The following is an 11,584-nucleotide window of genomic DNA, read 5'->3' on the forward strand; positions in this document are numbered from 1 at the left end:
TCGCAGACTTGGCGCGTCACCCCGCCTTGTCGGCTTTGCGTCGAGCCGTCATGACGGCTCTGATATAGCCGGGTTCGCCGATCCGAATGCTGCCGTCGCGAAGGCCGAGTATGCGGTCGAGAGCGATCTCGTAGAGCCTGACGCGTTTTTCCAGGATTTCGATCGCCATCTCCATATCGGCGTCGCTGCCGCCGGCGATCGCCTTGGCGACGACGTCATGCGTGGCCAGGCCGAACTGCATGACGATGTCGGCGACGCCCTCGGGATCGAAGGTCCTGAAGCTGCCGTCTTCGACACCTTGCCGGATAATCCTGACCAGCAGGGGTGAAAACGACGCGCTGGCCGCCAGGTTGATGCGGTGGAACAGCACCAGATTCTCCGGCCGAAACATCGTTTCGAAAAGAGCCCAGGCTTCGGCCGCGGTCTCGATCTTGGCCTGCCGTGACTGGCTGAGCAGGCCGTTCAGGCGGCCGAGCGGGTCGAGGCCGGGATCGTCGACTATGCCCTGAACCCCAGCCAGCGCCTGTCGGGCGAAGCGGTCGGCCAATGCCTCCAGAAGAGCCTCCTTGGAGGCGAAGTAGTGATAGAAGGCGCCCTTCGAGATGCCGGCGGAGGCAATCACGTCGTTGAGGCTCGCTTTGTCGTAGCCCTGCGTCAGGAACAGCGCCTGGGCATGGTCCAGGATGTCTTCTCGTCTGATCTCTGGATGCTTGATGACACGGGGCATGACGAAACCTTCTGCACGCGATGGCTGTTCCCGTCCAGCACGGATATCGGATAGTTCGCTTGAACTATAGACCACTGGTCGGTATGATAGACCATTGGTCTGTTTCGGCCAATATGGGCGAGGGGCATACTGTGGAAGGTCGATCATGATTGCGAGATTGGTGCTTCAGACATTCATCTGGTTCGGCGTCATGGGCGCCTTGCTCTTCCTGTCGGCCGGTACGCTTGCCTGGCCGGGTGCCTGGATCTACCTGGTGGTGATGGTAGGGCTCAGTCTCACAATGGGCGTGGCACTGGCGCGGCGCGATCCCGGTTTGATGAAGGAGCGGCTGAGCCCTCCGATCCAGAAGAATCAGGCAGCGGCCGACAAGGTCCTGCTCTCCATACTTCTCATCGGGATCTTTGGTTGGCAGATCTTCATGGGATTCGACTTCCGTTTCGGCTGGTCGGCGATTCCCGTTTGGGTGCAGGTGGTCGGCGCGCTGGTCCTGCTGGTCGGCATCTGGATCTGCTACCTGACCATGCTGGAGAACAGTTTCGCGGCACCCGTGGTGAAGATCCAGGACGAACGCGGACAGCGCGTGATCAGCACGGGTCCCTACAGCTACGTCCGCCACCCGATGTATGCCGGCGCCATCCTGTTCTTCGCCGGCACGGCACTCCTGCTTGGCTCCTGGTGGGGGCTGGTATCGGTGCTTGCGTTCATCATTCTCCTGGCCATCCGCACCTTCATCGAGGAAAAGACCCTTCGCTCCGGCCTGCGCGGCTATGACGACTACGCAACCCGGGTCCGCTACCGCCTGATCCCGATGGTCTGGTAGCAGCCGTACCAGTCGCGTGCGGCAGGTATGCCACCACGGAAGGAGTCCTTAGCCATGACCACGCGAAAAGCGATTCCCCTTCCTCCAAACACAGGCTAAGAGAGCGGCTTCGGCGATGCGTTGGGTTGGCGCATCGGCCTTGGGGATAGTGCGGGGGCACCGGCGGCATGAAGAAAAGAGACTCGCTGGGAACCCGGCTGCGCTACGGCTTCGACAAGAGCATGGCCGCCGGCCCGATCGCGCTGATCGGCTGGCTTGCCGTCGTTTCCCTGCTGATCATCATCGCCGCCGCTGCTTTCCTTGCGGTCACCCGCATCGCGCCCGAGGGTGGCGAGCCTCTGGGCTTCTTCGAAGCGCTCTGGGAATCGCTGATGCGCACGCTCGATTCCGGCACGATGGGCGGCGACACCGGGTGGGCATTCCGTCTCGTCATGCTGGTCGTCACGCTTGCCGGCATCTTCGTCGTGTCGGCCCTTATCGGCGTGCTCAGCGCCGGTGTCGACGGCAAGCTCGATGAATTGCGCAAGGGCCGTTCTCGGGTGCTGGAGAGCGACCACACCATCATCCTCAACTGGTCGCCGTCGATCTTCGACGTGATCTCCGAACTCGTCATTGCCAATGCCAGCCGCCGCCGTCCTCGCATCGTCGTCATGGCCAATATGGACAAGGTCGCGATGGAGGACGAGATCGCGGCCAAGGTCGGCAAACTGGGCAACACGCGCATCATCTGCCGCAGTGGCGATCCGACCGATCTCTATGATCTCGCCATCGTCAATCCGCAGAGCTCGCGGTCGGTCATCGTGCTGTCGCCGGACGGCGACGATCCCGATTCGCAGGTCATCAAGACGGTGCTGGCGCTGGTCAACGACCCGAACCGGCGCAGCGACCCTTACAACGTCGCCGCCGAGATCCGCGATGGCAAGAACGCCGAGGTCGCCCGCGTCGTCGGCGGGGCCGAGGTGCAGCTCGTGCTGGCCGATCAGCTGATCTCGCGCATCGTCGTGCATTCGAGCCGGCAGTCGGGCCTCAGCGGCGTCTATTCGGAGCTGCTCGATTTCGACGGCTGCGAAATCTATACGATCGAGCAGCCTGATCTCACCGGCAAGACCTTTGGCGAGGCAGTGATGGCGTATGAGCACTGCGCGCTGATCGGGCTTTGCGACCAAAAGGGGAGCGTCAATCTAAACCCGCCGTCGGAGCTGGTGATCGGTGGGGATATGCGCGCCATTGTCATCGCCGAGGACGACGCGGCGATCAAGCTCGGCAGCACCGGGATCAAGATCGACGGGGCGGCGATCCGCGGGCCTCGGTCTATCGAGCCGAAACCGGAGCGCACGCTGATCCTCGGCTGGAACCGGCGCGGGCCGATCATCACCTATGAACTGTCGCGCTACGTCGCGCCCGGTTCGATCCTGACCATCGCCGCCGACACACCTGGCCTCGAGCAGGAAGTTGCCGGAATGCCGGTCGCCGGCGACAATCTATCTGTTACCTGCCGCATCACCGACACGTCGAGCAGCACGGCGCTTTCAAGCCTGGACGTGCCGTCCTACGACCACGTGCTCGTCCTCGGCTACAGCGAAACAATGGCCGCGCAGCCTGCCGATACGCGCACGCTGGTGACACTGCTGCATCTGCGCAAGATCTCGGATGATGCCGGCCTGCACATCTCCATCGTCAGCGAGATGATCGACGTGCGCAACCGGGAGCTTGCGGCAGTGACAAAGGCCGATGATTTCGTCGTCAGCAACCGGCTGGTCAGCCTGATGTTGGCGCAGGCGTCCGAGAACCAGCACCTGGCCGCGATCTTCGATGATTTGCTCGACGAGCAGGGTTCTGAAATCTACATGCGTGCGGTCGCCGATTATGTCGCCATCGATCAGCCGGTAACCTTCTGGACGATCGCTGAATCGGCACGGTTGCGCGGCGAGATCGCCATTGGCTATCGGCGCATCCGCGCTGGAGACACCGACCAGCGGGCACTGGGCGGCGTCACCGTCAATCCCCTGAAGTCGGAAGCGCTGGCCTATCTGCCGGAGGACCGGATCATCGTTCTGGCGCGGGACTGAGTAGCTAAACGCCCGCCGGACTAAGCGGAAATGCCTGCGGCCTTGGCGCGTGCCAGCAGCCTTTCGGCCAGGCGCAGATGCGGGCGGTCGAACATCTTGCCGCCAATGCCGACGACGCCGGGATTTCCGGCCGCTTCGAACGCCGCGACGATTGCCGCCGACTGTTTCACCGCCTCGGCCGAGGGCGTGAAGGCGGCGTTGATGACGGGCACCTGATCGGGGTGGATCGCCATCTTTCCGGTGAAGCCGTCGCGCTCGGCCTCTGTGCATTCCACGGCGAAGGCCGCCATGTCGCGAAAATTCGGGAACACGGTGTCGATCGCCGCGACCTCCGCGGCACCTGCCGCAAGGATGGTCGTCAGGCGGGCGTGGCGGAACACGTCGGTGTAGCGGCCTTGCTCGTCGCGGGCCGCGCGTGCGCCGATCGCCGCCGACAGGTCTTCCGCGCCCCAGGTGAGACCGGCGAGCCGCGCGCTTGCGCCGGCATAGGTGGCCGCTGCGAGCACACCCGCCGGGGTTTCGGTGATGATCGGCAGGATTTTGATCGCGCCGTCGGCCAAGCCGTTTTCGGCCTCGCGCACCCTGAGCTTTGCCGAGAGCTGCTGGACGTCCTGGCCGCTGTTGGACTTGGGCAGCATGATGCCGTCCGGTTTTGCCGGAACGAGTGCGGCGAGATCGTCGTCGGTCAATCCGGTCGAGAGGTCGTTGACCCTGATATAGATCGCCGAGCTGGTTTGCCCCCTGCGTTCGGCGATAAAGCGTGCCGCAATGTCGCGCGCATTTGCCTTGTTTTGCGGCGCCACGGAATCCTCGAGGTCGACGATCACCACGTCGGCGCCGGCGCCAAAGCCTTTTTCCAGCTTTCGCTCGGAATCACCGGGAACGAACAGCAGCGAGCGCATCAGGCCGCCTTCTTCTTCAGCATCATCGCTTGCCTGGTGCATTTGGCGACGAGATCGCCATGCTGGTTGTAGGCGCGGTGCTCGAATTCGACGATGCCGCGATCCGGCTTCGACTTGGACTCGCGCACCGAGACGACTGTTGTCTCGACGCGGATGGTGTCGCCGTGGAAGACAGGATGTGGGAACACGGTCTCCTTCATGCCGAGATTGGCGACGGTCGTGCCAACCGTAATGTCGTTGACCGAAATGCCGATCATCAGCCCAAGCGTGAACAGCGAGTTGACCAGCGGCTTGCCCCATTCGCTCCTGGCGGCGAAATCGAAGTCGATATGCAGCGGTTGCGGGTTCAGCGTCATCACCGAAAACAGCATGTTGTCGCTCTCGGTTACGGTCTTGCGCAGCGTGTGCTGGAAGACATGGCCGACGACAAATTCCTCGAGATATAACCCGGCCATGTCCTGCCTCCTGCGCTGATTGACGGTTGATAGGCGCTGCATTCAGCGCTCGCAAGCCAGTTAATGAACATGGTGAACCGTTCGTAAACCATTTCTCCCTACCGTCTTCAGCGGGGCCGGAACCTTCCGGCAAGGGGCGTAAGCAGACGGGCATGGTTGTTGTTTCGCATTTCCTGAAGTGGATCTACACGGCAAGAGTGTCCGAGCGCGCCGCCGCGGCCAATGCGCTGGCGCGGGCCTATGTCAATTCCGAATTGCCGTTCGAGGATCGCTGCGCGGCGGAAGCGGCACTGACGCTGCTGCTCGATGATGCCTCCTCGAAAGTGCGGCTGGCGATGGCCGAAGCGCTCTCCATGAGCCACCACGCGCCGCTGCAGATCATCAGTGCGCTGGCCTCCGACCAACCGGAAGTCGCCGGTGTCGTGCTGGCGCGCTCGCCGCTGCTCACCGACGCTGATCTGATCAACCGTGTCGCGGCGAGCCAGAAGGCAACGCAGAAGCTTATCGCCGACCGCCCGCTCGTCTCGATGGCGCTGTCGGCGGCGATCGCCGAGATCGGCGAGGCGGAAGCCTGCGCCGTGCTGCTGGCCAACAGCGGCGCCGACATCGCTTCGCTGAGCTTCCGCCGCATGGCCGAGCGCCATGGGCATCTGCCGCTGGTGCGCGAGGCGCTGATATCGGATATCAGGCTGCCGGCCGATTGCAGGCATATGCTGCTCATCAAGCTCGGCGAGACATTGAAGACGTCGCCACTGGTGATGGCGTTGATGGGCGCCGCGCGTGCCGATCGCGTCATGCGGGACGCCTGCGTCAAGGCCTCGGTGACGCTGATCGAGGGTACGCGCCAGGAGGAACATGCGGCGCTGATCGAGCATCTCAGGCTGCGCGGCGACCTCACCGCGAGCTTCCTCATCCGCACCATCGCGCATGGCAAGGTCGATTTCTTTGGCTCCACGCTGGTGGCACTCGGCCAGCAATCCGAGCCACGGGTGAGGGCGCTGCTGGCCGGCGGCCACGACGTGGCCCTGCAGGCATTGTTCCGCAGCGCGGGCCTGGCTGCGGCAACGCATGCGGTCATCCTGCGTGCGCTGAAAATCTGGCGCGAGGTTGCCAATGGCAAGCGCGTCGCCGGCGTGCAGGAAGTCAGCTGGCTGATGCTCAAGGAATTGGGCGGGCAATCCGCGGAGGGCGATCTCGCCACCCTGGTCAAGTCGATCCACCTCGACGCGCTGCGCGAGAATGCGCGTGGGCATGCACTGGCGATCGCTGCTGCCTAGCCTCGGTCCTTTGCGAAGAAATCGGGAAAATCCTCCATCGCGGCGGCAATGATGCGCAGTGATGCCGCGATCTGCAGCATGTCGCCGGTGGCGTTTCGCTGAGCGATGCCCGCCGCATATTGCCGGGCGACAGCGATGGTCGCTGTCTGCGGATCGCCGGGGGCGCGAAAGAGCAGTTCGCGCGCCAGCCCTCTCAGGAAGTTGGCGATCGAAAGCGTGGTTTCGGACGGGATGGCATGGTTTTGGCTGGCATCGCGCAGCCGCAGGATCTCCAGGCCGACCGTCACGGCGGCGACGCCGCCGCCCAGAACCGCCTCGCCCTTTCTGCCGGAATTCTGCACCAGCGGCATCAGCTGGTTGATCCGGTCATAGGCGAGGCTTTCGAAGGCCGAACGCCTCGGCACGCGCTCGTGCAGGCAAAGCCGCGCCAGATCCTCGCGCATGGCCCGCACGATGCGGTTGGCGGCAAGCCATGGATCGGCGGGCAGCACGACAATGAAGACGCCGATTGCCAGCAGGATGCCCACCAGCACCGACGCCGAGCCGGCGAAGAAGGGGCCGGGATCGTAAATCATCGCCTGATGCGGGCTGAGGAAAGCGAGGAAGTTGATGGCGAAGGCTGTGGCTACCCCGACATAGCGCGGATTGGCCATGCCCAGTGCCGTCGGCACCAGGATCGGCACGACAAACAGGACGAACCAGCCGAAGCCGGGCAGGGCAGGCAATGCGATCTGGCCGACGAGGAAGGCGAAGGGCAAAGCCAGCAACGTTCCCTTGAAGAAGCCCCAGGACACCTGCACGGGGTCGGGGCGAGCCGCAAACAGGCTCGACACGACGGCAACGAGAATGACGGTGCCGGCGGCTTCCGACCATTTCGTCGTCAGCCAGAACGCCGCGACCAGCAGTGTGGCAAGGGCGGCGCGGATGGCATTGCGCGCCGCGCCGGGATAGTCGCGATGCACCACCAGGGCCGGCTGCCGGTTGCCGGGGCCCGGCCGGCGCGTAACCGGCGCGCGCAGTGCGTCGAGCCCGCGCAGCACCTGCTTCAGCGCTTCGGCGAAATCGGCGGCGATGGTGAGGCGGGTGATGGTGCCGACCCTGTCGTCGCCCTGATCGGTCGCGGCATCGGGCATTTGCCGGGCCTTGGCCGAGATGGCGTCGAGGCGTGCCGCCCAAGGCGTGGTGTCATCCAAGGCGCCGGGCTTGGCGGCTAGCTCGCTGACAAGCGCCTGCAATTCCGAGCGCACCGGGATAAGGGCTGCGTTCTTCGGAGCGGTGTGCGAGTGCAGTGCCCGGGCCGCCGATAGGGCCGAGAGCAGTTGCCCGATGGTGCGCCGGACGGGATGGGCGCGCGGCGCGAAGCTCGGCGCTTCCAGCCTGGCATAGGCGCGCATTTCGCCGAGCGTCTGGGTGTCAGCGACGAGTTTGCGATGCAGCGCGGAAAGTGTCGCTGGATCACCTCCCGAGAAGGCTCCCGCGGCGTAGGTGGCAAGGTCGAGAATGCAGCGTTTCAGCCGCGAGATGATCGCGTCACTGGCCAGTTTCGGCAGAATCAGCCGGCTGGTCACGCCGGCGCAGACGATGCCGAGCACGATCTCGGCGCAGCGCGCGACCGCGAGGTCGACGACCAGATGCGGCTGTCCGAAGGCGGGCAGGCCAATGATCATCGCGGTGTAGCCGGCAAGTGCCGCGCCATAGGCTTCGGGATTGCGCAGCAGCGAGGAAACCAGAGTGCAGATGCCGATCCAGACGGCGAGTACCGTCACCAGCACCCATGGGTTGGTGCCGAAGACGGTGGTGATCCCGATCGCCGCCAGGCCGCCGGCAAGCGTGCCGAGCAGCCGGTAAAAACCCTTGGCCAGCACCATGCCGGCAACAGGCTGGGCAACGATGAACACCGTCATCATCGCCCATTGCGGGTGGTCGAGCTTGAGGGCGTAGGCGGCGAGCAGCGCGATCAGGCCGGCCGAAACGGTGCGCAAGGCGAAAATCCAGTCCGAGCGCGTCGGCTGCGTCAGCCCGGCCAGACTCGTTTCGAAATAGGCCTTCAGCCGGGCGCCGGTCACATGCTCGTCTCCGCAAATTGAGCCTGTTATGGACTGGCCGGAGGCTAGATATCCAGCACTTCCGCTTCAGCGAATTCGGCACGTTCCTGGATGAAGCGGAAGCGGGCTTCCGGCTTGGTGCCCATCAGTGCGTCGACCGCGTCCTTGGTCGCCGCCTCGGCGTCGATCACATCGACACGCAGCAGCGTGCGCTTCCTCGGATCCATGGTGGTCTCCTTGAGCTGAGAGGCCATCATTTCGCCCAGACCCTTGAAGCGGCCAAGCTCGACCTTGCCGCGCCCGGTGAACTCGGTGCGCAAAAGCTCGTCCTTGTGTGCATCGTCGCGGGCGTAGGCGACCTTGCCGCCTTGTCTGATCGAGTAAAGCGGCGGCACCGCCAGATAGAGATGGCCGCCACGCACCAGCGCCGGCATTTCCTGGTAGAAGAAGGTGATCAGCAGCGAAGCGATGTGAGCACCGTCGACGTCGGCGTCGGTCATGATGATCACGCGGTCGTAGCGCAAATCTTCGTCGCGGTACTTCGAGCGCGTGCCGCAGCCGAGCGCCTGGATCAGATCCGATATCTGCTGGTTGGCGGCCAGCTTGTCATTGCCGGCGCTGGCGACGTTGAGGATTTTTCCACGCAACGGCAACACGGCCTGGCTGGCACGGTCGCGTGCCTGCTTGGCCGAGCCGCCGGCCGAGTCGCCTTCGACGATGAAGAGTTCGGCACCCGCCGCCGCGTTCTGCGTGCAGTCGGCGAGCTTGCCGGGCAGCCTGAGCTTGCGCACCGCGCTCTTGCGGGACACTTCTTTTTCCTGGCGCCGGCGCACCCGCTCGTCGGCGCGCGCGATCACCCAATCGAGCAGCTTCGAGGCTTCCTGCGGATTGTCGGCCAGCCAATGGTCGAACGGGTCGCGGATCGCGGTCTCGACAATGCGGATGGCCTCGATCGTTGCCAGCCTGTCCTTGGTCTGGCCGACGAATTCCGGCTCACGGATGAACACCGACAGCATGCCGGCCGCCGAGATCATGACGTCCTCGGAGGTGACGACGGAGGCGCGCTTGTTGCCGACGAGATCGGCATAGGCGCGCAAGCCCCGGGTCAGCACGTTGCGGAAGCCAGCCTCGTGGGTGCCGCCTTCACCCGTCGGGATGGTGTTGCAGTAGGAATTGATGAAGCCGTCGCCGCCGAACCAGGTCACCGCCCATTCGAGCGAGCCATGGCCGCCCTGCTTTTCGCTTTTTCCCGCGAAGATTTCGCGCGTCACCTGGAAGTCGTCGCCGAGCGACGCTTTCAGATAATCCTTCAGGCCGCCCGGAAAATGGAACTCAGCCTTGGCCGGCGTCGGATCCTTTTCCTTGATCAGCGAGGGATCGCAGGTCCAGCGGATTTCTACGCCGCCGAACAGATAGGCTTTCGAGCGCGTCATGCGGTAGAGCCGGGCCGGCTCGAAGGCGCAGCCCTTGCCGAAAATCTGCTCGTCGGGATGGAAGCGGGTCTTGGTGCCGCGGCGGTTGTGCACCTCGCCGAGATGCTCCAGACCGCTTACAGGAATGCCGCGCGAGAACCTTTGGCGGTAAAGCTGGCGGCCTCGCGCGACTTCGACCTCAAGATGGTCCGACAGCGCGTTGACGACGGAAACGCCGACGCCGTGCAGGCCGCCCGAGGTCTCATAGACCTTGGAGTCGAACTTGCCGCCCGAATGCAGCGTCGTCATGATGACTTCGAGCGCCGGCTTCTTGTATTTCGGATGCGGATCGACCGGGATGCCGCGGCCATTGTCGGTAACGGTCAGAAACCCGTCCGCTGAAAGCTCGACGTCGATGAAGGTGGCATGGCCGGCAACCGCCTCGTCCATGGAATTGTCGATGACCTCGGCGAACAGATGATGCATCGCCTTGTCGTCGGTGCCGCCAATATACATGCCCGGCCGGCGCCGCACCGGCTCCAGGCCTTCGAGCACCTCGATGTCGGCGGCGCTATAGCCTTCGCTGCCGTCCTTGGTCGCGGCCGGGCGCTTGGCTGCCGCCTGCACCAGCGGATCCGCCGGGCGCGCCGGTGTGCGGACCGGCTGAGGCTGCTTGTCCATATTACCGAAGAGGTCGTTGTTGTCGTCCATGCCTGCCATACGGTCCGGTGCTGCGAATCACCCGTCGATACTGCCACGCTTTTCGGCGCCAAGCGACGGAGGTTCCTGTTACGTTCGGGGATTTGACCCCCTCATATCCTAAAACCATTCGATAACCAAGCGGGCGGAAATAGATCGAATGCCGCCATTCTGCATTCCTGATTCTTTAACAAAGCGGCCTAGCGTGAGCCCAACATAACAAGAAACTGCGGGCATCAGGGGTTTCGGCGTGAGGGGCAAGGCCATAACGATGATCGGCATCGCCGCCGTTTTCGGCGCGATCTCGATCTTTGCCGCGGATTTCTGGGTCAAGAGCCAGGCTAAGCCCAATGCCGAGGAGAAGACGGCGTCAATCGCCGCTCCGGCACCGCCCAGGATCGAGTTCAAGACCATCGTGGTGGCGAGCGCGCCGTTGCGCTACGGCATGGAACTCGACCGTGCCAAGCTGATCGAAATCCCCTGGCCGCAGGATTCGCTGCCGCAGGGCGCCTTTGCCACCATCGATGGATTGCTCGGCGCGGGCAATCGCATCGTGCTGTCGCCGATCGAGGTCAACGAGCCGGTGCTGCTGACCAAGCTGTCGGGGCCAAATGGCCGTGCGACGCTTTCCAACATGATGACGCCCGGGATGCGGGCGGTGACCATCCGCACCGATGAGATCGCCGGTGTCGGCGGCTTCGTCACGCCGGGCGACCGCGTCGATGTCGTGCTGACGCGCGATGCCGGCGAAATCCAGGAAGTGGCCAAGAACGCGCAAGGGGCGGCCGGGTCGACCGTCACGTCCGAGATCGTCGTTGCCGACGCCAAGGTACTGAGCGTCGGCCAGGGTGCCGATGTGCGCCAGACGACGCCACAGATCTCCAATTCGGTGACCATCGAGGTGACGACCGAAGGTGCGCAGAAAGTGGCGCTTGCCCGCACCGTCGGCACACTGTCGCTGTCGCTTCGTTCCGCGGGCGAAGGCGGGGATGGCAAGAACGGCGTCACCACCATCTCTTCCTTCGGCGGATCGGTGGCGGCCAAGGCTCAGGCCGCGGCCGGCTCGCTGTTCGATGCGATGACCAAGGAGCCTGAGAAGCCGAAATTCAAGACAATCATCGTGACGCGCGGCACGAAGGCCGAGGAATATCAGGTTCCCGCGCGGGACCAGAAGTAAA

General features: G+C 64.1%; 9 protein-coding genes. 4 read left to right on the plus strand and 5 right to left on the minus strand.

Annotated features, from left to right (window positions below; all coding sequences use genetic code 11):
• Positions 1-16: 16 nt before the first annotated feature.
• A complete protein-coding gene (locus tag JN279_RS21125) occupies positions 17-727 on the minus strand; it encodes a TetR/AcrR family transcriptional regulator (protein WP_202350151.1) in 711 nt (236 codons plus the stop codon).
• A gap of 145 nt (positions 728-872) precedes the next feature.
• Between JN279_RS21125 and JN279_RS21130 the strand changes: the two genes are divergently transcribed.
• Both JN279_RS21130 and JN279_RS21135 read left to right on the plus strand, forming a co-directional pair.
• Positions 873-1,547, plus strand: coding sequence for a methyltransferase family protein (locus JN279_RS21130; RefSeq protein ID WP_202350152.1), 675 nt, complete (start codon positions 873-875; stop codon positions 1,545-1,547).
• Between the two features lie 167 nt (positions 1,548-1,714).
• On the plus strand, positions 1,715-3,616 hold the full coding sequence (locus JN279_RS21135; protein ID WP_202350153.1) for a CASTOR/POLLUX-related putative ion channel: 1,902 nt from the start codon (positions 1,715-1,717) through the stop codon (positions 3,614-3,616).
• Between the two features lie 20 nt (positions 3,617-3,636).
• Here JN279_RS21135 and JN279_RS21140 read toward each other — a convergent pair whose 3' ends face one another.
• Together JN279_RS21140 and JN279_RS21145 are read right to left on the minus strand one after the other, a co-directional pair.
• Positions 3,637-4,518: an HpcH/HpaI aldolase/citrate lyase family protein gene (locus tag JN279_RS21140; protein ID WP_202350154.1), complete on the minus strand. Its 882-nt coding sequence runs from the start codon at positions 4,516-4,518 to the stop codon at positions 3,637-3,639.
• The gene (locus tag JN279_RS21145) at positions 4,518-5,015 is read right to left on the minus strand and encodes a MaoC family dehydratase (RefSeq protein ID WP_446720355.1); all 498 of its coding nucleotides are present in this window, start codon (positions 5,013-5,015) and stop codon (positions 4,518-4,520) included. The genes JN279_RS21140 and JN279_RS21145 overlap by 1 nt, the downstream gene beginning before the upstream one ends.
• Before the next feature lie 110 nt (positions 5,016-5,125).
• On the opposite strand from JN279_RS21145, the gene JN279_RS21150 reads away from it, so the two are divergent.
• The gene (locus tag JN279_RS21150; protein WP_096446586.1) at positions 5,126-6,250 is read left to right on the plus strand and encodes a DUF2336 domain-containing protein; all 1,125 of its coding nucleotides are present in this window, start codon (positions 5,126-5,128) and stop codon (positions 6,248-6,250) included.
• Here the strand turns inward: JN279_RS21150 and JN279_RS21155 are convergent.
• Together JN279_RS21155 and parE are read right to left on the minus strand one after the other, a co-directional pair.
• Positions 6,247-8,316, minus strand: a complete 2,070-nt coding sequence (locus JN279_RS21155; protein ID WP_202350155.1) for an FUSC family protein — start codon at positions 8,314-8,316, stop codon at positions 6,247-6,249. The genes JN279_RS21150 and JN279_RS21155 overlap by 4 nt on opposite strands.
• A gap of 44 nt (positions 8,317-8,360) precedes the next feature.
• Positions 8,361-10,418, minus strand: coding sequence for a DNA topoisomerase IV subunit B (gene parE / locus JN279_RS21160; RefSeq protein WP_096457371.1), 2,058 nt, complete (start codon positions 10,416-10,418; stop codon positions 8,361-8,363).
• Positions 10,419-10,656: 238 nt separating this feature from the next.
• Here parE and cpaB point away from each other — a divergent pair, with 238 nt between their 5' ends.
• Positions 10,657-11,583, plus strand: coding sequence for a Flp pilus assembly protein CpaB (gene cpaB / locus JN279_RS21165; protein ID WP_244734069.1), 927 nt, complete (start codon positions 10,657-10,659; stop codon positions 11,581-11,583).
• Position 11,584 lies beyond the last annotated feature (1 nt).

The organism is Mesorhizobium sp. 113-1-2 (genome assembly GCF_016756475.1).
GTDB classification, from domain to species: Bacteria; Pseudomonadota; Alphaproteobacteria; order Rhizobiales; family Rhizobiaceae; genus Mesorhizobium; species Mesorhizobium loti_C.